This is a genomic window from Bradyrhizobium sp. th-b2, from assembly GCF_000426785.1.
Taxonomy (GTDB): domain Bacteria; phylum Pseudomonadota; class Alphaproteobacteria; order Rhizobiales; family Xanthobacteraceae; genus Bradyrhizobium; species Bradyrhizobium septentrionale.
Map to the genome: position 1 here is coordinate 120168 of NZ_AUGA01000018.1, position 25955 is coordinate 146122.

General features: G+C 65.0%; 22 protein-coding genes. 15 read left to right on the forward strand and 7 right to left on the reverse strand.

What is annotated here, in order from left to right:
• Positions 1-20 precede the first annotated feature (20 nt).
• Entirely contained in the window at positions 21-782 is a 762-nt protein-coding gene (locus tag K359_RS0122300) for a thioredoxin family protein (protein WP_029081316.1), read from the forward strand.
• Positions 783-1329: 547 nt separating this feature from the next.
• Positions 1330-1701: a DUF2794 domain-containing protein gene (locus K359_RS0122305; RefSeq protein ID WP_029081317.1), complete on the forward strand. Its 372-nt coding sequence runs from the start codon at positions 1330-1332 to the stop codon at positions 1699-1701.
• 44 nt (positions 1702-1745) lie between these two features.
• Here the strand turns inward: K359_RS0122305 and K359_RS0122310 are convergent, their stop codons facing one another.
• The 4 genes from K359_RS0122310 to K359_RS0122325 all read right to left on the reverse strand — a co-directional run bounded on the left by K359_RS0122310 (position 1746) and on the right by K359_RS0122325 (position 6703).
• The gene (locus K359_RS0122310) at positions 1746-2276 is read right to left on the reverse strand and encodes a GNAT family N-acetyltransferase (RefSeq protein ID WP_029081318.1); all 531 of its coding nucleotides are present in this window, start codon (positions 2274-2276) and stop codon (positions 1746-1748) included.
• Positions 2277-2391: 115 nt separating this feature from the next.
• The gene (locus K359_RS0122315) at positions 2392-3183 is read right to left on the reverse strand and encodes a Bax inhibitor-1/YccA family protein (RefSeq protein ID WP_029081319.1); all 792 of its coding nucleotides are present in this window, start codon (positions 3181-3183) and stop codon (positions 2392-2394) included.
• A gap of 233 nt (positions 3184-3416) precedes the next feature.
• Positions 3417-5987: an ABC transporter permease gene (locus K359_RS0122320; RefSeq protein WP_029081320.1), complete on the reverse strand. Its 2571-nt coding sequence runs from the start codon at positions 5985-5987 to the stop codon at positions 3417-3419.
• Complete coding sequence (locus tag K359_RS0122325; RefSeq protein ID WP_029081321.1) at positions 5984-6703, reverse strand: ABC transporter ATP-binding protein; 720 nt, start codon at positions 6701-6703, stop codon at positions 5984-5986. Before K359_RS0122325 ends, K359_RS0122320 begins: the two co-directional genes overlap by 4 nt.
• A gap of 55 nt (positions 6704-6758) precedes the next feature.
• Between K359_RS0122325 and K359_RS0122330 the strand changes: the two genes are divergently transcribed.
• The 12 genes from K359_RS0122330 to K359_RS0122385 all read left to right on the forward strand — a co-directional run bounded on the left by K359_RS0122330 (position 6759) and on the right by K359_RS0122385 (position 20912).
• Complete coding sequence (locus K359_RS0122330) at positions 6759-7418, forward strand: arylesterase (RefSeq protein WP_029081322.1); 660 nt, start codon at positions 6759-6761, stop codon at positions 7416-7418.
• 168 nt (positions 7419-7586) lie between these two features.
• Positions 7587-8123, forward strand: a complete 537-nt coding sequence (gene thpR, locus K359_RS0122335) for an RNA 2',3'-cyclic phosphodiesterase (RefSeq protein ID WP_029081323.1) — start codon at positions 7587-7589, stop codon at positions 8121-8123.
• Positions 8124-8278: 155 nt separating this feature from the next.
• On the forward strand, positions 8279-9466 hold the full coding sequence (zapE, locus tag K359_RS0122340; RefSeq protein ID WP_029081324.1) for a cell division protein ZapE: 1188 nt from the start codon (positions 8279-8281) through the stop codon (positions 9464-9466).
• Between the two features lie 222 nt (positions 9467-9688).
• Complete coding sequence (gene mdh / locus K359_RS0122345; protein ID WP_029081325.1) at positions 9689-10657, forward strand: malate dehydrogenase; 969 nt, start codon at positions 9689-9691, stop codon at positions 10655-10657.
• 158 nt (positions 10658-10815) lie between these two features.
• Complete coding sequence (gene sucC / locus K359_RS0122350; RefSeq protein ID WP_029081326.1) at positions 10816-12012, forward strand: ADP-forming succinate--CoA ligase subunit beta; 1197 nt, start codon at positions 10816-10818, stop codon at positions 12010-12012.
• A gap of 2 nt (positions 12013-12014) precedes the next feature.
• Positions 12015-12491, forward strand: coding sequence for a DUF1579 family protein (locus K359_RS0122355; protein ID WP_029081327.1), 477 nt, complete (start codon positions 12015-12017; stop codon positions 12489-12491).
• Between the two features lie 33 nt (positions 12492-12524).
• Positions 12525-13406 (forward strand): succinate--CoA ligase subunit alpha, encoded by an 882-nt coding sequence (gene sucD, locus K359_RS0122360; protein ID WP_029081328.1) that lies wholly within the window; start codon positions 12525-12527, stop codon positions 13404-13406.
• Positions 13407-13668: 262 nt separating this feature from the next.
• Positions 13669-16629, forward strand: a complete 2961-nt coding sequence (locus K359_RS0122365) for a 2-oxoglutarate dehydrogenase E1 component (RefSeq protein ID WP_029081329.1) — start codon at positions 13669-13671, stop codon at positions 16627-16629.
• Positions 16630-16780: 151 nt separating this feature from the next.
• Positions 16781-18028, forward strand: coding sequence for a 2-oxoglutarate dehydrogenase complex dihydrolipoyllysine-residue succinyltransferase (odhB, locus tag K359_RS0122370; RefSeq protein ID WP_029081330.1), 1248 nt, complete (start codon positions 16781-16783; stop codon positions 18026-18028).
• Positions 18029-18099: 71 nt separating this feature from the next.
• A complete protein-coding gene (locus tag K359_RS0122375; protein ID WP_029081331.1) occupies positions 18100-18849 on the forward strand; it encodes an SDR family oxidoreductase in 750 nt (249 codons plus the stop codon).
• Between the two features lie 83 nt (positions 18850-18932).
• Complete coding sequence (lpdA, locus tag K359_RS0122380; RefSeq protein WP_029081332.1) at positions 18933-20333, forward strand: dihydrolipoyl dehydrogenase; 1401 nt, start codon at positions 18933-18935, stop codon at positions 20331-20333.
• Between the two features lie 39 nt (positions 20334-20372).
• Entirely contained in the window at positions 20373-20912 is a 540-nt protein-coding gene (locus tag K359_RS0122385; RefSeq protein WP_029081333.1) for a hypothetical protein, read from the forward strand.
• A 143-nt stretch (positions 20913-21055) separates the two neighbouring features.
• On the opposite strand, the gene K359_RS0122390 is transcribed toward K359_RS0122385, so the two are convergent.
• Positions 21056-21646, reverse strand: coding sequence for a DUF4337 domain-containing protein (locus tag K359_RS0122390; protein WP_029081334.1), 591 nt, complete (start codon positions 21644-21646; stop codon positions 21056-21058).
• Positions 21647-21808: 162 nt separating this feature from the next.
• On the reverse strand, positions 21809-22780 hold the full coding sequence (locus tag K359_RS0122395) for a tyrosine recombinase XerC (RefSeq protein ID WP_029081335.1): 972 nt from the start codon (positions 22778-22780) through the stop codon (positions 21809-21811).
• A 248-nt stretch (positions 22781-23028) separates the two neighbouring features.
• Between K359_RS0122395 and K359_RS0122400 the strand changes: the two genes are divergently transcribed.
• Entirely contained in the window at positions 23029-25239 is a 2211-nt protein-coding gene (locus tag K359_RS0122400; protein ID WP_029081336.1) for a primosomal protein N', read from the forward strand.
• A 100-nt stretch (positions 25240-25339) separates the two neighbouring features.
• On the opposite strand, the gene K359_RS0122405 is transcribed toward K359_RS0122400, so the two are convergent.
• On the reverse strand, positions 25340-25831 hold the full coding sequence (locus tag K359_RS0122405) for a septal ring lytic transglycosylase RlpA family protein (protein ID WP_029081337.1): 492 nt from the start codon (positions 25829-25831) through the stop codon (positions 25340-25342).
• Positions 25832-25955 lie beyond the last annotated feature (124 nt).

The following is a 25955-nucleotide window of genomic DNA, read 5'->3' on the forward strand; positions in this document are numbered from 1 at the left end:
CATCACGACTGGTTCGCAGTATGACAGCGATGATGGCCTATAATTCGATCTCGCGATGGTCCAGCGCTCTTGGTATTTGCGCGATCGTTGCAGTCATCCGCCCCGCTCACGCCGATCCGCGTGCTGTCGTCGAACTCTTCACCTCGCAGGGGTGCTCGTCCTGTCCGCCCGCGGACAAGATCATCGGTGATCTCGCCAAGGACCCCAACGTCATCGCGCTGAGCATGCCGATCGACTATTGGGACTATCTCGGCTGGAAGGACACGCTGGCCGATTCCCGTTTCAGCGCGCGCCAGAAAGCCTATTCGCACATGCGCGGCGATCGCGACGTCTACACGCCGCAGGCCGTGATCAATGGCTCCGCGCATGTGATCGGCAGCGATCGGGCGAGCATCGAGAGCGCCATCAAGGACACCGAGAAGAGCGGCAGCGTGATGTCGGTGCCGGTGACGCTGACGCTGACCGGCAAGCAGATCAACGTTTCGGTGGCCGCGTCGAAGTCGCCCGCAGTGTCGCGCGGCGAAGTCTGGATCTGCTCGATCTCGAAGTCGGTGGCGATCTCGATCGCGCGCGGCGAGAACCGCGGCCAGGAGATCACGTATCACAATGTGGTGCGCAATCTCCTGAAGGTCGGTGACTGGAACGGTTCGTCCGGGAGCTGGACCGTGCCGCTGGAGAACATTACGCGCGATGGCGTCGATGCCGCGGCGGTGTATGTCCAGGACGGCAATCGCGACAAGCCGGGCCCGATGCTCGGCGCCGCCTTCACCTCGCTTCGCTAGCGTCTTGCGGCGCCAGCTTCCGTCGGTCGCCTGATTTGGCGACACGCAGCTTGTCGTGCAGCCCACGCGGGAGGCGGCCGACATGCATCCAGAGATATACTGAACCGAACGCGGTGAGCCTCTGCGCACGTCGCGATCGCGCGTGCCTCGAGCAGGCTCCCAAAAACAAAAAGGACCAACTTTCGTTGGCCCAGTGTTGGGATTAACTCCCCTGCGAACAGGCCCGATCCCGACGGCCCCGGGGGGCTGGGGGCTGAGGAATCCGGAACCGAAAGGACCGGGCCAACGCAGGATTCTCTTTTCGCAGGGCAGCGGGGCGGGCGATGGGCGGAAGTGGGGCAGCAATATGATTCCGCTAACGTTCCCGTGACTCTCTGGTTTTCCGGATAATCCGCCGCGCCAGACCGTGGTTAAGACCTGGTTGCATCGCGAACGGCCCCTTGCAGGCCCCCTCGCTTAGCGCAATCATGTCAGCGTTGTGACGATCCCGAAAAGGGGGGACCGGCTTTCGGACCATGATCGTCACGGGGATGACAGGAGGCGCTCGATGAGTCTGATCTCGGAGGACACTGATCCGAGCGGGAGCCGCGCCGCGGCGCGCCCCGCCGCCGCGATCCCGCAGCCCAACCGCGTGACCTTCAATCGACCAGAGCTCAACCGCATTCTCAATCTCTACGGCCGCATGGTCGCCGACGGCGAGTGGCGCGACTATGCGATCGACTTCCTGAAGGACCGTGCCGTGTTCTCGGTGTTTCGGCGCGCGTCCGAAATGCCGATCTACCGGATCGAGAAGGATCCCCGGCTTGCGCGCAAGCAGGGCATGTACAGCGTGATTTCGGCGACGGGCCTGATCCTGCGCCGCGGCCACGAACTCGAACGCGTGCTGTTGGTGATCGACCGCAAGCTGTCGCTGGTCTAGCGAGGACAAGCTCGCCGCTTCATCCGGGCTACAGGTTCGTTGCGCTAATCCGCCGGCACGGTCGCGCCGCCTTCGCCGAGCGCGCGCTGCATCATCACGGTATCGAGCCAGCGGCCGAATTTCAGGCCGACACCCGGGTGGGTCCCGATCATCTCAAAACCGCAGCGGCGGTGCAGCCCGATCGAGCCGGCATTGGCCGTATCCCCGATCACCGCGATCATCTGCCGGAAGCCGCGCGCGTCGCATTCGGCGATCAGGCGCTCCATCAGCTTGAGGCCGACGCCGCGGCGATGGAGCGCGGGATCCAGATAAACCGAGTTCTCGACCGTGAAGCGATAGGCCGGCCGCGGCCGGTAGGGGCCGGCGTAGGCATAGCCGGCGACGCGGCCGTCGAGCTCTGCTGTGAAATAGGGGAAGCCGCCATCCATCAGCGCCCTCCAGCGGCGGGTCATCTCGGCGAGGTCGGGCGGGATCAGCTCGAAGGTCGCGGTGCCAAAGCGAACCGCCTGCTCATAGATCGCGGTGATCGAGGGCAGGTCCGCCTCGGCGGTCAGCCTGATTTCCGGATTGGACACCGCAGGATTGGACATCACGGAATTAGGCATGGCGCGACAGTATTTTTGCTCCGCGCAAAAGAAAAGCCCCGGCCGCTAGGGCCGGGGCTTGGGTCGATCCCTTCGCTCGAGGCGCTTAGTCGCGCTGGCCGAGCAGCTGCAGCAGCAGCGTGAACAGGTTGATGAAGTTCAGGTAGAGCGACAGCGCACCCGTGATTGCCGCACGCTCTGCCATCACGCCACCTTGCGAGGCGTAGCCGTAGATGTAGTCGTTCTTCAGCCGCTGGGTGTCCCAAGCGGTGAGACCGGCGAACACCAGCACGCCGACCACCGAGACGATGAACTGCAGCGCCGAGCTCGCCAGGAACAGGTTGACCAGGCTCGCGATGATGATGCCGATCAGACCCATGAACAGGAACGAGCCCATGCCGCTCATGTCACGCTTGGTGGTGTAGCCGTAGAGGCTCAGCGCACCGAACGTCGCCGCGGTGATGAAGAACACGCGCACGATCGAGGTGTGCGTGTACACCAGGAAGATCGACGACAGCGACAGGCCCATCAGTGCCGAGAACACCCAGAACAGGAGCTGGGCGGTCGCGGGCTGCAGGCGGTTGATGCCGGCCGAGATGACGAACACCATCGCTAGAGGGGCGAGGATGAACAGCCACTTCAGCGGGCTCACGAACATCGCGTAGCCGAACTGCGTCAGATAGGCGTTGCCGAACTTGGCGACGGCGGCGGACTGGTCGCTGGTCACCGCACCCATGTAGACGCCGAGCGCGGCCAGGCCGGTGATGGCCAGGCCGATGCTCATGTAGTTGTAGATGCGCAGCATGTAGGCGCGCAGACCGGCGTCGACGGCCGCAGCGTCAATGCGCCCGGCGGCCCGGCCGAAAGGAGAAGCGTAATTGCGGTCTAGGTCCGACATGGTCGAATTCCCGTGGTTGGTCCCGGTGGAGCGCAAGGGATTTGCGGCGCCGGTCGTAAATCTATCTCAGATGGCTCGGTTTGCGGAATATTAATTCCGTGTCATTCAACCGACCATCCGGCTCGATTGGTATGTGGGAAATTAACACATCCGACGCAAGCTTCCACGCGCGGCCGAATGTCGCTCTGCGCGAACAGTATAGGGAAAAACGGCCTCGGTGCCGCTACAAATTGTCACAAATTCCGCAGCACGGAGGCCGGCGTCTGGTTCAGCGCGAGCAGCGTTCCTGCCAGCCCCAACCCAACCGTGACGATCAGCGCGGCGACCACGACCAGCGCGGCGCTGCCGGCCTGCCAGATGAAACTCAGCGTCATCAGTCGCGTCACGATCAGCCAGGCCGCGATCGAACCGGCGATCACGCCGAATAAGGCGGTTGCAAAACCGATCATCAGATACTCCAGCGCGTAGGCGCCGAGCAGCCGGACCCGCGTGGCGCCGAGCGTCTTGAGGATCACGGCATCGTAGACGCGGTGGCGGTGACCTGCGGCGAGCGCGCCGCCCAGCACCAGGATCGCCGAGATCAGCGTCACGGCGCTGGCGCCGCGGATCGCCAGCACCAGATTGCTGACCACGCTGCCGACCGTCTCCAGCGCCTCGCGGACCCGCACGCTGGTCACCATCGGGAACGCGTCGGCGACCTGCTTGATGATGCGCGCGTCGTCTCCGGAATCCGCGTGTGGTTCTGTCAAGGTCGCGACATGGCTGTGCGGCGCGCCCTTGAAGGCGTTCGGCGAGAACACCAGCACGAAGTTGATGCCAAGCCCCTGCCAGTCGATGTTGCGCAGATTGGCGATCTTCGCCGCTACGTCGCGGCCGAGCACGTTGACCACGATCTCGTCGCCGATCTTCAGGTCCAGGCCGTCGGCGATCTTCTTCTCCATCGAGACCAGCGGCGGTCCGCTGTAGTCCGGCCCCCACCATTCGCCCTCGACGATCTTCGAGCCCTTGGGGATCTCGCCGGTGTAGGTCAGGCCGCGGTCGCTCTGCAGCACCCATTCCGAATCGACTGACGGCTTGAGCTGGTCACCCTTGACGCCGCGGGCGGCGACGATGCGCCCGCGCAGCATCGGCACGTCCTCGACGGTCGAGCCAGGCGCGATCTGCGCCAGGAAGCCGGCAAAGCGATCGGCCTCGGTGGAGGGGATGTCGATGAAGAAGAACGACGGCGCCCGGTCCGGCAGCGCGGCCAAAAATTGCCGGCGCAGATTTCCGTCGATCTGGGTGATGGTGACGAGCACCGCGAGCCCGAGCCCGAGCGACAGCACGACCGACGGCGTCAGCGCGCCCGGCCGGTGGATGTTGGCGATTGCAAGCCGCAGCATGGTGATGCGGCTGCGCGGCAGCCGGCGCGCCACCGCCATCAGGATTTCGGCGATCCCGCGCAAAAGCAGGAACACCGCGATCGAGGCGACGACGAAGACGGTCGCGACCCGCTTGTCATAGGCAAGTCCGATCGCAACCCCGACCAGGAGCGCGATCACCACGGCCATCAGCGCGAGATAGCTCCAGCGCGGGCGGTGCCACTCGCTGGTGATGGTCTCGCGGAACAGCGCCGCTACCGGCACGTCATGCACCCGGCCGAGCGGCCACAGCCCGAACGCCAGTGCGGTGAGCTGGCCGTAGAGGAAGGAGAGCGCAAGCTCGTCGGGATGCAGCGCGGGCACCACCGGCAGCGGCAGCAGCTTGCCAAACAGGCCGACGATGACGAAGGGCAGCGCGGCGCCGAGCACGAGCCCGATCACCGAACCGATCCCGGCCAGCACCACCACCTGCGTGCAGTAGATCGTGAAGACGTCGCGGCCGGTGGCGCCGAGCGCCTTGAACGAGGCGATGACGTCGCGGCGCCGGTCGATATGGCTCTTCACGGCATTGGCGACGCCGACACCGCCGACCAGCAGCGCCGCAAGGCCGACCAGGGTCAGGAACTGGGTAAAGCGGTTGATGGTGCGCTCAAGCTGCGGCGAAGCGTTGTTGCGGCTGCGGACCTCCCAGCCGGCCTCCGGTGCCGCCGCCCGTGCGCCGTCGATCAGCGCGGTGGTGGCGCGATCGTCGTTGGCGCCGTCGGGCAGCTTCACCCGGTAAATCCAGCGCACCAGGCTGCCCGGTTGCAGCAGGTCGGTGGCGCGCAGGCTCGCTTCGCTGATCAGAAAGCGCGGGCCGAGGCCGACGCCGCCGGCGAGCTTGTCGGGCTCGGCCGCGACCACGCTGCGGATCTGGTAGGTCGCGCTGCCGATGGTGACGCGGTCGCCCAGCTTGAGGTCGAGCCGCGCCAGCAGTGTCGAGTCGGCCGCCGCGCCAAAAACGCCGTCGCGCTCGGCGAGCAGGTCGGCGACCGGCATGTTCGGCTCCAGCGTCAGCTCGCCGAGCATCGGATATCTGCCGTCGACCGCCTTGAGCTCGACCAGCGCCAGCTTGCCGTCGCCGCTGCGCGCCATCGCGCGGAGCGTGGCTGCGACCGAAACCTCGCCGCGCGTGCGCAGGTAGGCGACCTCGTCGGGTTTGGCCTCGCGCGAGATCAGCGAGAACGCGACATCGCCGCCGAGCAGCGTGCGCCCCTCGCGCGACAGGCCGTCGCCGAGGCTCGCGGCGACCGAGCCGACGCCGGCAATCGCCATCACGCCGAGCGCGATGCAGGCGATGAAGACGTAGAAGCCGCGCAGGCCGCCGCGCAATTCGCGCAGCGCATATCGGAAGGCAAGCGACGACGCGCGACCCTGGATCGCGACTTCGGACGCAATGCTCATCTCGTCGATTGTCCGTCGATGCGGCCGGAGCGCAGCCGCACGACGCGGTCGCAGCGCTGGGCGAGCGCGAGGTCGTGCGTCACCAGCACCAGCGTCATGCCGCGCTCGGCGTGCTTGGTGAAGAGCAAATCGACGATCTGCTTTCCCGTCGTCTCGTCGAGATTTCCGGTCGGCTCGTCAGCGACGAGGATCGCCGGATCGGGCGCCAGCGCGCGCGCGATGGCAACGCGCTGCTGCTCGCCGCCGGACAATTGCGTCGGATAGTGATGCAGGCGTTCGCCGAGCCCGACCGATTGCAGCTCCTGCGCGGCGCGTGCGGCGGCATCGGGATTGCCGGCGAGCTCGAGCGGCACGGCGACGTTCTCCAGCGCGGTCATGGTCGGGATCAGATGGAACGACTGGAAGACGATGCCGACCTGTCGGCCGCGGAAGCGCGCGAGCGCATCTTCATCGAGGGCATTGAACGAGGTGCCGTTGACGACCACTTCACCACTGTCAGGACGTTCAAGCCCCGCCATCACCATCAGCAAGGTCGACTTGCCCGAGCCCGACGGGCCGATCAGGCCGATGGCCTCACCCGCTGCCACACGAAGGCTGATATCTTTGAGGATATGAACCCGTGCCGCGCCGGTGCCGAGCGAGAGATTGACGTTCCTGACGGCAATGGTGTCCGGCTCGACGTCGGTCAGTGAAGAGGATTCGATGAGACTGTCCATGGTTCGGTCATATGGCACTTCCGCGGCTGCGGTCGAGGGCCGGTTGAGAATCTTCGTGCACATACTCGTGTTGCTTATGGGCTTGATGACGGCGGCAAGCGCGCAGACGGCCGGACCGGAGAAGGGCCCCGCGTCAGGTTCGGCAAAACCGGTCAAAATGGTGGTCCTGGGCGATTCCCTGAGCGCCGGTTACGGCCTTCCGGGCCCGGCGGCGTTCCCGGTCCGGCTGCAAAAGGCCTTGGAAGCCAAGGGGATAAAGGTCGAGATGACCAATGCCGGGGTGTCCGGCGACACCGCCTCAGGCGGCCGCGAGCGGCTCGACTGGTCGGTGCCTGACGGAACCGATGCGGTGATCGTCGAGCTCGGCGCCAACGATGCGCTGCGCGGCATCGATCCCGCGGTCACGCGTGCCGCGCTCTCCGACATCATCACAAAGTTGCAGGCGCGCAAGATCGCCGTGCTCTTGTGCGGCATGCTGGCGCCGCCGAACTATGGCAGCGACTATGCGGCGAAGTTCAACGCGATCTATCCGGAGCTCTCGAAATCCCTTGGCGTGCCGCTCTATCCATTCTTCCTCGATGGGGTTGCTGCCGATGCCAAGCTCAACCAGGCCGACGGCATGCATCCGACGGCAGCGGGCGTGGACATCGTCGTGAACAACATGCTGCCCACGGTGGAGGCATTTCTCGGTGCATTATCAGGGCAACGCAGTTGAATCGCAGGCAGCGAGCCGTGTGGTGTCCGTAGGTTTACGAGCTGTTAACCGGTCATGCTTCGCAGAGTCACATATCTCGGGTACAAATAGGCATCGGTGATTCGTCACCGGGGTCTGTTACAGGGTGCGGGCTCCCAAAACTCGCGCCAAGCATCGAGGATTATTGCGATGCCGCGTCTGTTCACTGGACTGGAAATTCCGGCCGAAATCGGCCAAACCCTCTCCGGCTTGCGTGGCGGCCTTCCCGGCGCGCGCTGGATCGATCCCGAAAATTATCACGTCACTCTGCGCTTCATCGGCGACATCGATGGCATGTGGGCCAACGAGATCGCAACGATGCTGTTCCGGGTGAACCGCAAGCCGTTCGAGGTCAAACTGCAAGGCCTGTCGAGCTTCGGCGGACGCAAGCCGCGCGCGGTGGTTGCCGCCGTCGAGCCGAGCCGTCCGCTGATCGAACTGCAGGCCGAGCTCGAGCGGATGATGCAGCGGATGGGGCTCGATCCCGAGGGCAGGAAATTCACGCCACATGTCACGCTTGCGCGTTTGCATGACGCGTCGAGCCAGGACGTCGCGGATTATCTGTCCGTGCGCGGCTACTTCCCGAGCCGCAGCTTTCTGGCGGACCGCTTCGTGCTGTTCTCGTCGCGGGCGTCGACAGGCGGCGGCCCCTACGTGGTCGAGGATTCCTACGCGCTCTGCGCGTAAGGCATCGCAGACCGCGGCTTGAGGTGTCAGGCAGGCGGCCCGTGCGGTCGGCCGTGGTATGCAAGGGCTTGCCCCTGCATACCCGTTGCTTGCATGGCCATCGGCACAATTCACGACTTGCAATTTTCCGCGCACTAGGGCCGTAAGGTGGGCCCATGCTGTCCACCTCGCCGAGTTCCTTTCTCGAACACTACAACGCCCTGGTCGCCTCCGGCGCGATCGAGGCCGATCCTGCGCAGGCGCGCGCCGCCGAAGCGTTCGGCGCACTGGACGAGCGGCTCGCGAGCTACAAGCCGCAGCGCAAACAGGGCCTGTTCGGACGGCTGTTCGGCGGCGACAAGGACGACAAGCCGCCACGCGGCCTCTACGTCCATGGCGAGGTCGGCCGCGGCAAGACCATGCTGATGGATCTGTTCTTCCAGCAGAGCCCGGTCGAGCACAAGCGCCGCGCGCACTTCCACGAATTCATGGCCGAGGCACATGAGCGCATTTACGGCTATCGTCAGCAGATCGCGCGTGGCGAGATCTCGGACGGCGACGTGATCGCGCTCACCGCACAGGCGATCTTCGACGAGGCCTGGCTGCTCTGCTTCGACGAATTCCACGTCACCGACATTGCGGACGCGATGATCCTCGGGCGGCTGTTCGCAAAGCTGTTCGATCTCGGCACAGTCGTGGTGGCGACGTCGAACGTCGCGCCAGACGACCTCTACAAGGGCGGGCTCAATCGCGCGCTGTTCCTGCCGTTCATCGCGCAGATATCAGACCACATGGATGTGCTGCGGCTCGATGCGCGCACCGACTTCCGGCTCGAGAAGCTCGTCGGCGTGAAGATGTGGCTGGTGCCCGCGGATGACGCGGCTCGCGAGGCGCTCAATGCGGCGTGGCGCAAGATGACCGGCAACGCGCCGTGCAAGGCGCGCCTTATCGAGATCAAGAAGCGTCTGCTGACTGTGCCGTGCTCGTCGCATGGCGTCGCGCGCTTTGCCTTCGCCGATATCTGCGAGAAGCCGCTTGCCGCGTCCGATTACCTCAGGCTCGCGCACGACTACCACACGATCCTGATCGACCACATTCCGGTGATGGACTACGCCGAGCGCAATGCCGCCAAGCGCTTCATCTCGCTGATCGACACGCTCTATGACAATGCCGTGAAGTTGATGGCCTCGGCCGAGGCCGATCCGGTGTCGCTGTACCTTGCGGAAGACGGCATCGAGGCGATGGAATTCAAGCGCACCTCCTCGCGCCTGATCGAAATGAGCTCGGAATCCTATTTGGCGCTGCCGCACGGCCGGAAGGACTCCTCCGCAAGCGGCTCGTCGACCGGCCTGGTCGAGACCTGACACTCCGCCTCGAAATTCAGCCTCGAAATTCGATCTTGCGCGGGGTGCGGTTCGGAGCAACTTTCCGTGTCTCCGGGACGGATGTTGCTGGCATGCCTGATCGAATTCCAGGCAGGGCCCGCAATCGGGCAGGCCGCGACTTGAATGGATCATTCGAAAGGGATAACCACCCTTGCAACCGACTTCCCTCCCTCCTGCACCAGTTCAAAGGACTGATTTCCCATGGCACGCGACAAGATTGCTCTGATTGGCTCCGGACAGATCGGCGGAACGCTGGCGCACCTCGTTGGCCTCAAGGAACTCGGAGACGTCGTGCTGTTCGATATTGCCGAGGGCGTGCCGCAGGGCAAGGCGCTCGACATCGCACAGTCGTCGCCGGTCGACGGTTTCGACTCCAATCTGGTCGGCGCCAACTCCTATGACGCGCTCGACGGCGCCAAGGTCTGCATCGTTACCGCGGGCGTGCCGCGCAAGCCGGGCATGAGCCGCGACGATCTCCTGTCGATCAACCTCAAGGTCATGGAGCAGGTCGGCGCCGGCATCAAGAAGTACGCCCCCGACGCCTTCGTCATCTGCATCACCAACCCGCTGGATGCGATGGTGTGGGCGCTGCAGAAGGCCTCGGGCCTGCCGCACAAGAAGGTGGTCGGCATGGCCGGCGTGCTCGACTCCGCGCGTTTCCGCTACTTCCTTGCCGACGAATTCAACGTCTCGGTCGAAGACGTCACCGCCTTCGTGCTGGGCGGCCACGGCGACACCATGGTGCCGCTCACCCGCTACTCGACCGTTGCCGGCATCCCGCTGCCCGACCTCGTCAAGATGGGCTGGACCTCGCAGGCGCGGATCGACGAGATCGTTGATCGCACCCGCAATGGCGGCGCCGAGATCGTCAATTTGCTCAAGACCGGCTCCGCCTTCTATGCGCCGGCGGCGTCGGCGATCCAGATGGCCGAGAGCTACCTGAAGGACAAGAAGCGCGTGCTGCCTTGCGCTGCCTATCTCAACGGCGAGTACGGCGTGAAGGACATGTATGTCGGCGTACCCACGGTGATCGGCTCCAAGGGTGTCGAGCGCATCGTCGAGATCGAGCTGGCCGGCAAGGACCGCGAGGCCTTCGACAAGTCGGTTGCCTCGGTGCAGGGCCTGGTCGACGCCTGCAAGAAGATCGCGCCCGATCTGCTCGGCAAGTAATCTGAGTTGGCAATGGCCCGATAGGCGATTTCGATCGCCTATCGGGTGCAAGGTGATGAAATTCCGGCGAATTTTCTAGTTGCACGAGCCTTGGTATATGGTATGCCAGATCAAGGCTGACGTGAAGTTCGCCGCACGAGGGTTGGGAGCGACGATCCATGAATATCCACGAATACCAGGCCAAGGCTCTGCTGCATGAATTCGGCGTGCCGATCTCCCGCGGCGTGCCGGTGCTGAAGGCTGAAGAAGCCGACGCGGCGGCCAAGCAGCTTCCCGGCCCGATCTGGGTGGTGAAGAGCCAGATCCATGCCGGCGGCCGCGGCAAGGGCAAGTTCAAGGAAGCATCCGCCGGCGACAAGGGCGGTGTCCGGATCGCCAAGTCGGTCGCCGAGGTCGACGCGTTCGCCAAGCAGATGCTCGGCGCGACGCTGGTCACGGTGCAGACCGGCCCGCACGGCAAGCAGGTCAACCGCCTCTACATCGAGGAAGGCTCCGAGATCGACAAGGAGTTCTATCTCTCGATCCTGGTCAATCGCGAGACCTCCGAAATCTCCTTCGTGGTGTCGACCGAAGGCGGCGTCAACATCGAAGAGGTCGCGCATTCGACCCCGGAAAAGATCGTCTCGTTCTCGGTCGATCCCGCTACCGGTATCATGCCGCACCACGGTCGCACCGTCGCCGAGGCGCTGAAGCTGAAGGGCGATCTTGCCAAGCAGGCCGAGAAGCTGACCGGTCAGCTCTACACAGCCTTCGCCGCCAAGGACATGGCGATGCTCGAGATCAACCCGCTCGTCGTCACCAAGCAGGGCCAGCTCCGCGTGCTCGACGCCAAGGTATCGTTCGACAGCAACGCGCTCTATCGTCACCCGGACGTGGTCGCGCTGCGCGACGAGACCGAGGAGGACGCCAAGGAAATCGAGGCGTCGAAATTCGACCTCAACTATGTCGCGCTCGACGGCACGATCGGCTGCATGGTCAACGGCGCCGGCCTCGCCATGGCGACCATGGACATCATCAAGCTCTACGGCATGGAGCCGGCGAACTTCCTTGACGTCGGCGGCGGCGCCAGTGTCGAGAAAGTTGCGGCCGCGTTCAAGATCATCACCGCCGATCCGAACGTGAAGGGCATTCTGGTCAACATCTTCGGCGGCATCATGAAGTGCGACGTGATTGCCGAAGGCGTGGTCGCCGCGGTGAAGCAGGTCGGCCTCAAGGTGCCGCTGGTGGTGCGCCTTGAAGGCACCAATGTCGAGCAGGGCAAGAAGATCATCCGCGAGAGCGGCCTCAACGTCCTGCCCGCCGACAATCTCGATGACGCTGCACAGAAAATCGTGAAAGCCGTCAAGGGAGGCTAACGATGGCCGGTCATCTCGACGCCCCGACACCGCTGGAAGAACACCGCAAGCTCGCGGTTTTCGCGGGCGAGTGGAATGGCGAAGAGATGGTCTATCCGTCGCGCTGGACCGCGGGCGGTCCGGCGAGCTCGCATGTCGTCGCGCGCATCGCGCTCAACGGTTTCTACCTGATCCAGGACAGCGTGCAGACCCGCGACGGCAAGGAGAGCTTCGCCACCCACGGCGTCTTCACCTACGACCGCGACGATCGGGCCTACAAATTGTTCTGGCACGATTCGCTCGGCTACTACCCGCCGTCGCCGGCGTCCGGCGGCTGGGCGGGCAAGTCGCTGATCCTGGTGCGCGGTTCGTTGCGCGGCAACGCCCGTCATGTCTACGAGGTCGTCGACGACAACACCTACAACATGAAAATCCAATTCTCGCCTGACGCGGAAGGGTGGGCCGACGTGCTCACCGGCGTCTACCGGCGTGTTCACTGAAACCCTTCACCGCTCGTCTCGCGAAAGCATCCCATGTCCATTCTGATCGACAAGAACACCAAGGTCATCTGCCAGGGCTTCACCGGCAAGAACGGTACATTCCATTCGGAAGCGGCGATCGCTTACGGCACCAGGATGGTCGGCGGCGTGGCGCCGGGCAAAGGCGGCTCGACCCATCTCAACCTGCCGGTGTTCGACACCGTCGCGGAAGCGCGCGCGAAGACCGGCGCCGACGCCAGCGTGGTCTATGTGCCGCCGCCGGGCGCGGCGGACGCGATCTGCGAGGCGATCGACGCGGAGATCCCGCTGATCGTCTGCATCACCGAGGGCATTCCGGTGCTCGACATGGTGCGTGTGAAGCGCTCGCTGTCGGGCTCCAAGTCGCGGCTGATCGGGCCGAACTGCCCCGGCGTGATGACCGCCGGCGAGTGCAAGATCGGCATCATGCCGGCCAACATCTTCAAGCCCGGCTCGGTCGGCATCGTCTCCCGCTCCGGCACCCTGACCTATGAGGCGGTGTTCCAGACCACCCAGGAGGGCCTCGGCCAGACCACTGCGGTCGGCATCGGCGGCGATCCGGTCAAGGGCACCGAGTTCATCGATGTGCTGGAGATGTTCCTGGCCGACGAGAACACCAAGTCGATTGTCATGATCGGCGAGATCGGCGGCTCCGCCGAGGAAGACGCCGCCCAGTTCCTCAAGGACGAGGCCAAGCGCGGCCGCAAGAAGCCGATGGTTGGCTTCATCGCCGGAGTCACCGCACCTCCCGGCCGCCGCATGGGCCATGCCGGTGCGATCATCTCCGGCGGCAAGGGCGACGCCGGCTCCAAGACCGCGGCGATGGAAGCGGCCGGCATCAGGGTGTCGCCGTCGCCGGCGCGGCTCGGGCACACGCTCGCAGAGATGCTGAAGTAGCCGCCTTCGGGCGAGGTTCCCTTCGGGGTATGGCGCGGTTTCCGGCGGGTTCCCGTTCGGGAGCCGCGCTTTTTTTTTGCGCGCATTACCGCCGATCGGGCGGATCAATAAAATATGAAAATAAATTCATTTCTTGGTTCTTTTAGGCAGGAATATCTGTCCTAGATGGGGTAAAGGGTAACGACCCAGCCGGCGCTCTTCTCAGACCGGCACTTGCGCCGTCTTCCACGCGCGAACCGAAAAAAATCACCAGGACTGCCCCATGTCTCGCCAAGACGCGAACGCCGCTTTTGCTCTCTCATCCTTCCTGCAGGGTACCAACGCCGCCTACATCGACGACCTCTACGCCCGCTACGAGCAGGACCCGTCGTCGGTCGACACCGAATGGCAGGATTTCTTCAAGAGCCTGAAGGACGCCCCGGCTGACGTCCAGAAGAACGCCGACGGCGCCTCCTGGGGCCGCGACAACTGGCCGGTGACGCCGCGCGATGAGCTGACCTCGGCGCTCGACGGCAACTGGGCCCAGGTCGAGAAGGCGGTCGGCACCAAGCTCGCCGCCAAGGCGCAGGCCAAGGGCGCCGCGCTCTCCGACACCGACGTGCATCAAGCCACCCGCGATTCGGTTCGCGCCCTGATGCTGATCCGCGCCTACCGCATGCGCGGCCATTTCCACGCCAAGCTTGACCCGCTGGGCATCGAGGCGCCGCGCGACCGCGAGGAGCTCGACCCGCGCTCCTACGGCTTCACCGAGGCGGACTTCGATCGCAAGATCTTCCTCGACCACGTGCTCGGCCTCGAATACGGCACGCTGCGCGAGATCGTGCAGATCTGCGAGCGCACCTATTGCCAGACGCTCGGCGTCGAGTTCATGCACATCTCCAACGCCGCGCAGAAGGCGTGGATCCAGGAGCGCATCGAGGGGCCGGACAAGGAGATCAGCTTCACGCCGGAGGGACGCCGGGCGATCCTCAACAAGCTGATCGAGGCGGACGGCTTCGAGAAGTTCTGCGACACCAAGTTCACCGGCACCAAGCGTTTTGGTCTCGACGGCGGCGAATCGCTGATCCCGGCGCTCGAACAGATCATCAAGCGCGGCGGCAATCTCGGCGTGAAGGAGATCGTGGTCGGCATGCCGCATCGCGGCCGTCTCAACGTGCTGACCCAGGTGATGGGCAAGCCGCACCGCGCGCTGTTTCATGAATTCAAGGGCGGTTCGGCCAATCCGGACTCGGTCGAAGGCTCCGGCGACGTCAAGTATCACCTCGGCGCCTCCTCGGACCGCGAGTTCGACGGCAACAACATCCATCTGTCGCTGACCGCCAATCCGTCGCATCTTGAGATCGTCGATCCCGTCGTGATGGGCAAGGTGCGCGCCAAGCAGGATCAGCACGGCGATCCGCCTGACATGCGCATCTCGGTGCTGCCGCTCCTGATGCACGGCGACGCGGCATTCGCAGGCCAGGGCGTGGTGGCGGAATGCTTCAGCCTGTCCGACCTTAAGGGCTACCGCACCGGCGGCTCGCTGCACTTCATCGTCAACAACCAGATCGGCTTCACCACCTATCCGCGCTACTCGCGTTCGTCGCCCTATCCGTCCGACGTGGCGAAGATGATCGATGCGCCGATCTTCCACGTGAACGGCGACGATCCGGAGGCCGTGGTGTTCGCGGCCAAGGTCGCGATCGAGTTCCGGCAGAAATTCCACAAGCCGGTCGTCATCGACATGTTCTGCTACCGTCGCCACGGCCACAACGAGGGCGACGAGCCGGCGTTCACTCAGCCGGTGATGTACAAGCGGATCGCCTCGCACCCATCGACGCTGGAGATCTACGCCAAGCGGCTGGTCGCCGACGGCGTGCTGACCGAGGGCGAGGTCGAGAAGGCCAAGGCCGACTGGCGCGCACGGCTCGATGCCGAGCTCGAAGCCGGCGCTGGCTACAAGCCGAACAAGGCCGACTGGCTCGACGGCAAATGGGCCGGGTTCAAGTCAGCCGATCAGGAAGAAGACGCGCGCCGTGGCGTCACCGGTGTCGATGTCGCCGTGCTCAAGGACATCGGCCGCAAGATCACCAAGGTGCCGGACGGCTTCCGCGCCCACCGCACTATCCAGCGCTTCCTCGACAATCGCGCCAAGGCGATCGACACCGGCGTCGGCATCGACTGGGCGACCGGCGAGGCGCTGGCGTTCTGCACGCTGCTGCAGGAAGGCCATCATGTGCGCCTGTCCGGCCAGGATTCCGAACGCGGCACCTTCTCGCAGCGCCATTCGGTCCTGATCGACCAGGAGGACGAGAGCCGCTACACGCCGTTCAACCATCTCGGCGGCGAGGATACCGGCCACTACGAGGTCATCAACTCGCTGCTGTCGGAAGAAGCGGTGCTCGGCTTCGAGTACGGCTACTCGCTCGCCGAGCCGAATGCACTGACGCTCTGGGAAGCGCAGTTCGGCGATTTCGCCAATGGTGCGCAGGTGGTGTTTGACCAGTTCATCTCCTCGGGCGAACGCAAATGGCTGCGCATGTCGGGCCTCGTCTGCCTGCTGCCGCACGGCTACGAAGGGCAGGGACCGGAGCACTCCTCCGCGCGCCTCGAGCGTTACCTGCAGATGTGCGCCGAGGACAACATGCAGGTGGTCTATCCGACCACGCCGGCGAACTACTTCCACGCGCTGCGGCGCCAGCTGCATCGCGAAATCCGCAAGCCGCTGATCCTGATGACGCCGAAATCGCTGCTGCGTCACAAGCGCGCCGTGTCGCGGCTCGACGAGCTCGGCAAGAACGCCACATTCCACCGCATCCTGTACGATGACGCGCAGATGCTGCCGGACGAGAAGATCAAGCTGGTGCCCGACGACAAGATCCGTCGCGTCGTGCTGTGCTCCGGCAAGGTCTATTACGATCTGTACGAGGAGCGCGAGAAGCGCGGCACCGACGACATCTATCTGATGCGCATCGAGCAGCTGTATCCGGTTCCGCTGAAGGCGCTGGTGCAGGAGCTCGGCCGCTTCAAGAATGCCGAGGTGGTCTGGTGCCAGGAAGAGCCGCGCAACATGGGCTCCTGGCACTTCATCGAGCCTTACCTGGAATGGGTGCTGAACCAGATCCACGCAGCCAACAGGCGGCCGCGCTATGCCGGCCGTCCGGCGTCGGCGGCGACCGCGACCGGCCTGATGTCGAAACATCTGGCGCAGCTCAAGGCGCTGCTCGACGACGCACTGAACTAACGATCTTCACGAACACCATGCCCCGCGAAAGCGGGGCATCCGGTATCCCGTCATCCAGCACAAGCGCTGTCGTCACGGAGTACCGGATCGTTCGCTTTGGCGGCGGTGGCGAGACAAGTTTTATGACCGCAAGGTTATCGGGGAAAAGACCATGACTGAAATTCGCGTTCCAACGCTCGGGGAATCCGTGACTGAGGCCACGATCGGCCGCTGGTTCAAGAAGGCCGGTGAGGCCGTCGCGGTGGACGAACCGTTGGTGGAGCTGGAAACCGACAAGGTCACCATCGAGGTGCCCGCGCCGGTCGCCGGCACGCTCGGCGAGATCATCGCCAAGGATGGCGAGACCGTCGCCGTCGGCGCATTGCTCGGCCAGATCAATGACGGCGCTGCCCCGGCCAAGCCTGCTGCTGCCGCTGCGCCCGCCAAGGCCGCCGCCCCGGCTGCGGCGGCCGCTGCCGCCGCTCCCGCACCGGCTGCGCCCAAGGTGCCGCCGGCGGATGCGCCGCTCGCGCCTTCGGTGCGCAAGCTGTCCGCCGAAAGCGGCGTCGACGCCACCACGGTCCCCGGTTCGGGCAAGGACGGCCGCGTCACCAAGGGCGACATGCTGGCCGCGATCGAGAAAGCCGCCTCGGCGCCGACCCCGGTCAACCAGCCGGCCGCCGCCGTGCAGGTGCGTGCCCCGTCGCCGGCTGACGACGCCGCGCGCGAGGAGCGGGTGAAGATGACCCGGCTGCGCCAGACCATCGCGCGCCGCCTGAAGGACGTGCAGAACACCGCCGCGATGCTGACGACCTTCAACGAGGTCGACATGACCGAGGTGATGAAGCTGCGAGCGCTCTACAAGGACACGTTCGAGAAGAAGCATGGCTCGAAGCTCGGCTTCATGGGCTTCTTCACCAAGGCCGTCGTGCAGGGGCTGAAGGAAATTCCCGCCGTCAACGCCGAGATCGACGGCTCTGACCTGATCTACAAGAACTACTATCACATCGGCGTTGCGGTCGGCACCGACCGCGGCTTGGTGGTGCCGGTGGTGCGCGATTGCGACCACAAATCGATCGCCGAGATCGAGAAGGGAATCGCCGATTTCGGCCGCCGCGCCCGCGACGGCCAGCTCAAGATCGACGAGATGCAGGGCGGCACCTTCACCATCACCAATGGCGGCATCTACGGCTCGCTGATGTCGACGCCGATCCTCAACGCGCCGCAGTCCGGCATCCTCGGCATGCACAAGATCCAGGAGCGGCCGATGGTGGTCGGCGGCAAGATCGAGGTGCGGCCGATGATGTATCTGGCGCTGTCCTACGATCACCGCGTGATCGACGGCAAGGAAGCGGTCACCTTCCTGGTGCGCGTCAAGGAGAGCCTGGAGGATCCGGCACGGCTTGTGCTGGACCTGTAAGGTCATTCGCGCGCGGCGTCCGGCTACCTCGGGCGTCGCGTTCTGTTGGGTGCTTACGTTTGGGGATCAATGTGACGGATAAGGTCGTTGTCATCACCGGCGGTAGCCGCGGCATCGGCCGCGCTACCGCGCTTGCTGCTGCCGCGCGCGGCTATCGCATCGTGGTCGGCTATGCGTCCAATCAGGCGGCGGCCAATGAGGTCGTCGCCGCGATCGAGGCCAAGAACGGCAAGGCGATCGCGGTGAAATGCGATGTCGGCAGCGAGCAGGACATCCTGGCGCTGTTCAAGGCCGCAGACAGCTTCGGAACGCTCGGCGCGCTCGTGAACAATGCCGGCATCGTCGGCAAGAGTGGCGTGCGTGTCGACGAGATGTCGGCCGAGCGCATCCAGCAAATGATGGCGGTCAACGTCACCGGCAGCATTCTGTGCGCGCGCGAGGCGGTGAAGCGGATGTCGACCAAGCACGGCGGCGAGGGTGGCGTCATCGTCAATCTCTCCTCGGTCGCGGCGAGGCTCGGGGCGCCCAACACCTATGTCGACTATGCGGCCTCCAAGGGGGCGATCGATTCCTTCACGGTCGGCCTCGGCTACGAAGTCGCGGCTGAAGGCATCCGCGTCGCCGGAATCCGGCCCGGGCTGATCGATACCGACATCCACGCCGCCGGCGGCGAGCCAGATCGCGCGCATCGGCTTGCCCATATGGTGCCGATGAAGCGCGTCGGTGCTGCGGATGAAATCGCCAACGCCATCGTCTGGCTGATCTCGGACGAGGCCTCCTACGTCACCAGCGCGATCCTCGACGTGTCGGGCGGTCGCTAGAGCACGATCAATAGCGGGGAGCTGTCCTTCGGCCGGATAGCGCCCGCCCAACTGTCACAGAGTTTGGCTACAGGACCTCAATCATGGCTTCTTACGATCTCGTCGTCATCGGCACTGGCCCCGGCGGTTACGTCTGCGCGATCCGCGCGGCGCAGCTCGGCATGAAGGTTGCCGTCGTCGAGAAGAATGCGACGCTGGGCGGCACCTGCCTCAATGTCGGCTGCATGCCGTCGAAGGCGCTGCTGCACGCCTCCGAGATGTTCGAGGAAGCCGCGCACTCCTTCGCCAAGATGGGCGTCAGCGTCCCGGTGCCGAAGCTCGATCTGCCCGCGATGATGAACTTCAAGCAGCAGGGCATCGACGGCAACGTCAAGGGCGTCGAATTTCTGATGAAGAAGAACAAGATCGACGTGCTCAAGGGCACCGGCAAGATCCTCGGCGCCGGCAAGGTCGAGGTCTCCGGCGACGGCAAGTCCGAGACCGTCGAGACCAAGAACATCGTGATCGCCACCGGCTCCGATATCGCACGGCTGAAGGGCATCGAGATCGACGAGAAGCGCGTCGTGTCCTCGACCGGCGCGCTGTCGCTGGAGAAGGTGCCTTCCAGCTTGCTGATCGTCGGCGCCGGTGTGATCGGGCTCGAGCTCGGCTCGGTCTGGCATCGCCTCGGTGCCAAGGTCACCGTCGTGGAATTCCTCGACCGCATCCTGCCCGGCATGGACGGCGAAGTGGCCAAGCAATTCCAGCGCATGCTGGAAAAGCAGGGTTTTGTCTTCAAGCTTGGCGCCAAGGTCACCTCGGTCGACACCTCGGGCAAGACGCTGCAGGCCAAGATCGAGCCGGCCGCCGGCGGCACCGCGGAAATCATCGAAGTCGACGTCGTGCTCGTCTGTATCGGCCGCGTGCCCTACACCGAGGGCCTCGGGCTGAAGGAAGCCGGCGTTGCGCTCGACAATCGTGGCCGGGTCGATATCGACGCGCACTTCTCGACCAACGTGAAGGGCATCTACGCCATCGGCGACGTCGTGGCCGGGCCGATGCTTGCGCACAAGGCGGAAGACGAAGGCGTTGCCTGTGCCGAGATCATCGCGGGCCAGGCCGGCCACGTGAACTACGACGTCATTCCAGGTGTTGTGTATACCACGCCGGAAGTGTCGTCGGTCGGCAAGACCGAGGAAGACCTCAAGCAGGCCGGCGTCGCGTATACAGTCGGCAAATTCCCGTTCACCGCAAACGGCCGCTCCAAGGTCAACCAGACCACCGACGGCTTCGTGAAGGTTCTCGCAGATGCGAAGACGGATCGGGTGCTCGGCGTGCACATTGTCGGCCGGGAAGCCGGCGAAATGATCCATGAAGCCTGCGTTCTGATGGAATTCGGCGGATCGGCGGAAGATCTGGCCCGCACCTGCCACGCGCATCCGACCCGCTCCGAGGCGATCAAGGAAGCCGCGCTTGCGGTCGGCAAGCGCGCCATCCATATGTGATCGAACATCCGGCATGCCAGCCGGCTAGAGATCATAGCGATGCTGCGCCGCCTGCTTCAGCCGTTCTGGGTCCTGCTTGCGATCATCTTCCTGATCGAGGCCTGGCTATGGGACCACGTCGAACCGATCGTGGCGCGGGTGGTCGCGTGGATTCCGCTGCGCGCGCTGAAGCAATGGCTTGCCGACCGGGTCGATTCGCTGTCGCCGGCGATGACGCTGATCGTCTTCGTCGTGCCGGTCATCCCGCTGTTTCCGCTGAAGCTGGTCGGGCTCTGGCTGTTGGCGAACCAATACTGGCTCAGCGCAGTCTCGCTGATCCTGTTCGCGAAGATCGTCGGCGTCGGCGTGACGGCGTTCCTGTTCGACGTGACGCGGCCGAAGCTGCTGGAGATGCCCTGGTTCGAGGCACTCTATAATTTCGTGATGGGGCTGCGGGCCAAGGCCACCGCGCTGGTCGAACCGGTCAAGCGGCGCATCCTCGAGATGATCCGCGGCGACGGCGACGGCTGGTCGGCGCGCACGCTGCGCCTGATCGCACGCTTCCGCAAAAGCGTGCACGAGACCAGCAAGGTTCTTTGATCAAGGCTTTCCGTTCCGTCATCCTGAGGAGCGCGCATTGCGCGCGTCTCGAAGGATGCACGGCCAGGCCGGTGGCCGTCGATCCTTCGAGACGCCGCTTCGCGGCTCCTCAGGATGACGGTCAAAAAGGGGAGCCTTGCGCCTCAATGCAGATGCAGCAAATGAGGCTGGAACAGGCCGAGCAGCGTCATCACGATGCCGGCCAGCGTCACCAGACCCGACACCCAGGCCAGCGCGATGATGCCCGTGATGATCGTCGCTGACGCCAGCACGATAGCGATCTGGAAGGCGGCGGAGGCCAGCTCGAAATGATGATACTTCGCGGTGGCCTCGTCGCGCTCATGCTCGGCGTGCTTGGCGCGTTCGGCGAGCTGCTCTGAACCCTCGCCGGTCTCCGGCTCCGAACGATAGCGCGCCGCGGTCTTCTGCCAGTCGTCGATCTGCTTCTGCAACGCAGCCTTCGTCGCCTCGTCGGTGGTGGTCGCGAGGTTCAGCTTGCCCTGTTCGGCCGCGATCTGCACGGTGGTGCGACGGATGCTCTTGGCCTGGAAGAAGGCCCAGAGGTTGGACGCCTCGACGTTCTTGCTGATCGATTCGGTCTGGGCGCCCTTGCCGAGCGTCTCCGACAGCGCCAGGCAGAGCGCGATCACGGCGATCAGGAGTGCGATCTTCTTGTTCTCACCCGACGCATGCTCGGCATGCTCCGCGTGCTCCATACTTTCATGTGCGCTCATGATTCCCCTCCGGATGAGACCGCGCCACGATTGCCGAATGCAGCGCACAAGGCAAGGGGCGGGCGGTTTGTGGCAGCCGTATGAAATATGAACGGCGCAAGATGAACGGCGCATTGATAGGGAGCGAAGCCCGCGCTGTGTTCTGAACTCAGATCCGGGCGTTCAGCCGCGCGGGTGCGCGGAGCGATAGACTTCAAGCAGGCGCTCGCTGTCGATGCCGGTGTAGATCTGCGTGGTCGACAGCGATGCGTGGCCGAGCAATTCCTGGATCGCGCGCAAATCGCCGCCGCGGCTGAGCAGATGGGTGGCGAAGGAATGCCGCAACGCATGCGGCGTCGCGCTGTCGGGCAGGCCGAGCGCGCCGCGCAGCCGCTCCATGGTGAGCTGGATGATGCGCGGGCTTAAGGGGCCGCCGCGGGCGCCTACGAACATCGGCCCGGTCGGGCTGAGCTGGTGCGGGCAGATCGCTGCGTAGTCCGCGATCAATTGCAGCACGTTCTGCAGCACCGGCACCATGCGGGTTTTGTTGCCCTTGCCGGTCACGACAAGCACGTCGCCTTCGCCCGGCTTCGGCACGTCGCGGCGCTTCAGGCCGAGCGCCTCGGAGATGCGCAGGCCCGAACCGTAGAGCAGCGCCATGACAGCGGCGTCACGCACCAGAATCCAGGTCTCGCGGGCTTCATCAGCGCGCTCGTCGGCGTCGGCAAGGCGCTTCGCTGCCTCGATATGGATCGGCTTGGGCAGGCTCTTCGCCACTTTGGGCGCGCGGATCGCCGACAGCGCGCCGACCTTGCCCTTGCCTTCGCGTTCCAGGAAACGTCCGAACGAGCGCAGCCCCGCCAGCGCCCGCATCAGCGATCGCCCGCCGATCTCGTCTGCGCGGCGCATCGCCATGAAGGCGCGCACATCGCTCGCCTCGAGCGCGGAAAATGCCCTGAGCGTGACGCGCGCGCCCCAGTGCCCGGCCAGGAAGGTCAGGCATTGGCGCACATCGCGGGCGTAGGCCTCGAGCGTCTTCGGCGACAGCCGCCGCTCCGCGCGCAGATGCGACAGCCAGCGCGTCATCTCCTGCGTGACTGATGCGTCGGCGCAGTCGAGCTCGAGCGGCTGGGTGGGTTGGTCGGTCCGGGCCATGTCTTGAGCGGCCATGTCTTGAACGGCCATGTCCTGAGGGCTATTGGCGCTGCGATTCTCCTGATTATATCGCACTGCCTTCGTTTACCGTTCGCTAAAGCGGCGCAGCGGTGTTAGAGCGTTTTCGAGCGAAGTGGGCACCGGTTCGCGTGAAGAAAACGCGTCAAAACAAGAAGCTAGAGCTTCGGTTCTGATTTAATCAGAACCCAAAATGCTCTAGCCCGATCGGGTTTCAAAGATCTGATTCAATGGACCACGCCACGCGCCCCGGCCCAGCCTCTGCATCGACGACGGGCGTCGTCGACGTGCTGGTGCCTGTCGCGCTGAACCAGACCTATTCCTACCGCGTGCCGCGCGGCATGGAGCTTGCGCCCGGCGATGTGATCTGCGTTCCGCTCGGGCCGCGCGAGGTCGTCGCGGTGGTGTGGGCCGAGAACGCCAAACCCGATCCGCGGCTGCACAACCGGCTCAAGGACGTCAGCGAGAAGCTCGATGTTCCCCCGCTGAAGGCGGAGCTGCGCCAGCTCGTCGACTGGGTCTCCAATTACACACTGTCGGCGCGCGGCATGGTGCTGCGGATGACGCTGCGGATGGGCGAAAATCTCGGGCCCGAGCGGATGCGTCTCGGGGTGCGCCTGGTCGGTGAGCCGCCGCGGCGCCTGACACCGGCGCGCCGGCGGGTGATCGAGGTGCTGTCGGACCGGTTGCTGCACGGCAAGTCGGAGGCGGCGCGGGAGGCCGGCGTCAGTTCCGGCGTGATCGACGGGCTGGTCGACGAAGGCACGCTGACGGTCGAGGCCATGCCACCGCCGGCGGCGCCACCCGTTCCGGATCCCTCTTATGCGCAGCCGGATTTTTCGCGCGAGCAGCGCAGCGCGGTCGACGTGCTGCGGACGCTGGCTGCCAGCGGCAGCTTTCACGTCGCATTGCTCGACGGCGTCACCGGTTCCGGCAAGACCGAGGTCTATTTCGAGGCGATCGCCGAGAATATCCGCCGCGGCAAGCAGACGCTGATCCTGATGCCGGAAATCGCGCTGACCGGCCAGTTCCTCGACCGCTTTGCGCAGCGCTTCGGCGTGCGGCCGCTGGAATGGCATTCGGAGCTCACGCCGCGCACGCGGGCGCGAAACTGGGCTGCGATCTCCGAGGGCAAGGCGCCGGTCGTGGTCGGCGCCCGCTCGGCGCTGTACCTGCCCTATGCCGATCTCGGCCTGATCATCGTCGATGAGGAGCACGACCAGGCCTACAAGCAGGACGAGGGCGCGCATTATCACGCGCGCGACATGGCGGTGGTCCGCGCCCATATCGCCAAGATCCCGATCGTGCTGGCGTCGGCGACGCCCTCGGTCGAGAGCGAGGTCAATGCGCGCAAGGGGCGCTACCAGCGCGTGGCGCTGCCGTCGCGGTTCGGCGGCCAGCACATGCCGCATATCGAGGCGATCGACATGCGCCGCGCACCGCCGCCGCGCGGGCGTTTCATCTCGCCGGTGCTGGCCGAGCAGATTCGCCATGCGATCGAGCGCCGCGAACAGGCGCTATTGTTCCTCAACCGCCGCGGTTACGCGCCGCTGACGCTGTGCCGCGCCTGCGGTCACCGCTTCGCCTGCACGATCTGCGATGCATGGCTGGTCGATCATCGTTTCCGCCAGCGGCTGGTCTGCCATCACTGCGGCTTCTCGATGCCGCGCCCGAACATCTGCCCGCATTGCGCGGCCGAGGAATCGCTGGTCGCGGTCGGTCCCGGCGTCGAGCGCCTGCAGGAAGAGGCCGCAAGTATCTTCCCGGAGGCCCGCACCATGGTGCTGTCGAGCGATCTCATCACCTCGATCGAAACCATGCGGAGCGAGCTGAACGAGATCGCCGAGGGCCGCGTCGACATCATCATCGGAACACAGCTGGTGGCGAAGGGGCACAATTTCCCGCGGCTCAATCTGGTCGGCGTCATCGACGCCGATCTCGGCTTGAGCAATGGCGATCCGCGCGCCGCCGAGCGGACGTTCCAGCTGTTAAACCAGGTGGTCGGCCGTGCCGGCCGCGACCAGGGCCGTGGCGTCGGCTATCTGCAGACGCACCAGCCCGAGCATCCCGTCATCAAGGCCTTGATCGCCAATGACCGCGAGGCGTTCTACGCCAGCGAGATCGAGATTCGCGAGCGCACCGGCTATCCGCCGTTTGGCCGGCTGGCGAGCCTGATCGTCTCCGCCGGCGACCGTCCGACGGCGGAAGGCTTTGCGCGCAAGCTCGCCGCGGTCGCGCCGCTCGATGAGCGGATCCAGGTGCTCGGCCCCGCCGAGGCGCCGCTCGCGGTCATCAAGGGCCGCTATCGCTTCCGCCTGCTGGTGAAGTCGCTGCGCAATGTCGACCTGTCGCAATATCTGCGCGAATGGCTTGAGGCGGGCCCGAAGACCAAGGGCAATCTGAAGCTCGAGGTCGACGTCGATCCGCAGAGTTTCCTGTAAATTTGCCTGCAAAGAAAAAGCCTGCCGTCATTCGCGACGGCAGGCCCTTTGACGCACGAAGCAGGCCTCGCGGCGGGTACGCAACGCTTACTGAACGCGCTTAGGAGACGACCTCGGCGGTGACGCGGCCGACGCCGGCACCGGTCAGGCCAATGGCGCGCGCTGCGCCGGTCGAGAGGTCGAGCACGCGGCCGCGGATGAACGGGCCACGATCGTTGATGGTGACGACGACGCTGCGGCCGCCATGGGTGACGCGGAGCTTGGTGCCGAATGGCAGCGAGCGGTGGGCCGCGGTCATGGCGTTCTGGTTGAAGCGCTGGCCGGAAGCGGTGCGGCTGCCGGATTCATTGCCGTAGAAGGAAGCCATCCCCGAGAACGAGTGGCCGCCGGACGGCTGGATCGATGCATTGGCGTCGCGCCAGGACGAGCCTTCGGCGCGGGCGTGGTGATGATGGTGGTGGCGATGATGGTGGTGCCTGGACTTCGCGGACGCCTCCGTCACGGTGCCCCCGACCAGAAGAGTTGCGGCTACAAAAGCGAGCGCCGTACGCGAGCGGGTACCATTGCCCGCCGCCTTCTTGATATTCAGCATTGATAAGACCCTCAGACAGTATTGCCGCTAACACGGCAAGTGGAACCCCCGTCCCTTCGTTGACCAATGCCGTTTGGTTTCGCAATGAGGCACGAATTGGGCAGTAAATCCCGTTTGTCTCGTG

Coding starts and splice junctions, on each gene's coding strand:
- K359_RS0122300 (WP_029081316.1), top strand. CDS start 21: ATGACAGCGATGATGGCCTATAATTCGATCTCGCGATGGTCCAGCGCT.
- K359_RS0122305 (WP_029081317.1), top strand. CDS start 1,330: ATGAGTCTGATCTCGGAGGACACTGATCCGAGCGGGAGCCGCGCCGCG.
- K359_RS0122315 (WP_029081319.1), bottom strand. CDS start 3,183: ATGTCGGACCTAGACCGCAATTACGCTTCTCCTTTCGGCCGGGCCGCC.
- K359_RS0122320 (WP_029081320.1), bottom strand. CDS start 5,987: ATGAGCATTGCGTCCGAAGTCGCGATCCAGGGTCGCGCGTCGTCGCTT.
- K359_RS0122325 (WP_029081321.1), bottom strand. CDS start 6,703: ATGGACAGTCTCATCGAATCCTCTTCACTGACCGACGTCGAGCCGGAC.
- thpR (WP_029081323.1), top strand. CDS start 7,587: ATGCCGCGTCTGTTCACTGGACTGGAAATTCCGGCCGAAATCGGCCAA.
- zapE (WP_029081324.1), top strand. CDS start 8,279: ATGCTGTCCACCTCGCCGAGTTCCTTTCTCGAACACTACAACGCCCTG.
- mdh (WP_029081325.1), top strand. CDS start 9,689: ATGGCACGCGACAAGATTGCTCTGATTGGCTCCGGACAGATCGGCGGA.
- sucC (WP_029081326.1), top strand. CDS start 10,816: ATGAATATCCACGAATACCAGGCCAAGGCTCTGCTGCATGAATTCGGC.
- K359_RS0122355 (WP_029081327.1), top strand. CDS start 12,015: ATGGCCGGTCATCTCGACGCCCCGACACCGCTGGAAGAACACCGCAAG.
- sucD (WP_029081328.1), top strand. CDS start 12,525: ATGTCCATTCTGATCGACAAGAACACCAAGGTCATCTGCCAGGGCTTC.
- K359_RS0122365 (WP_029081329.1), top strand. CDS start 13,669: ATGTCTCGCCAAGACGCGAACGCCGCTTTTGCTCTCTCATCCTTCCTG.
- odhB (WP_029081330.1), top strand. CDS start 16,781: ATGACTGAAATTCGCGTTCCAACGCTCGGGGAATCCGTGACTGAGGCC.
- lpdA (WP_029081332.1), top strand. CDS start 18,933: ATGGCTTCTTACGATCTCGTCGTCATCGGCACTGGCCCCGGCGGTTAC.
- K359_RS0122385 (WP_029081333.1), top strand. CDS start 20,373: ATGCTGCGCCGCCTGCTTCAGCCGTTCTGGGTCCTGCTTGCGATCATC.
- K359_RS0122390 (WP_029081334.1), bottom strand. CDS start 21,646: ATGAGCGCACATGAAAGTATGGAGCACGCGGAGCATGCCGAGCATGCG.
- K359_RS0122395 (WP_029081335.1), bottom strand. CDS start 22,780: ATGGCCCGGACCGACCAACCCACCCAGCCGCTCGAGCTCGACTGCGCC.
- K359_RS0122400 (WP_029081336.1), top strand. CDS start 23,029: ATGGACCACGCCACGCGCCCCGGCCCAGCCTCTGCATCGACGACGGGC.
- K359_RS0122405 (WP_029081337.1), bottom strand. CDS start 25,831: ATGCTGAATATCAAGAAGGCGGCGGGCAATGGTACCCGCTCGCGTACG.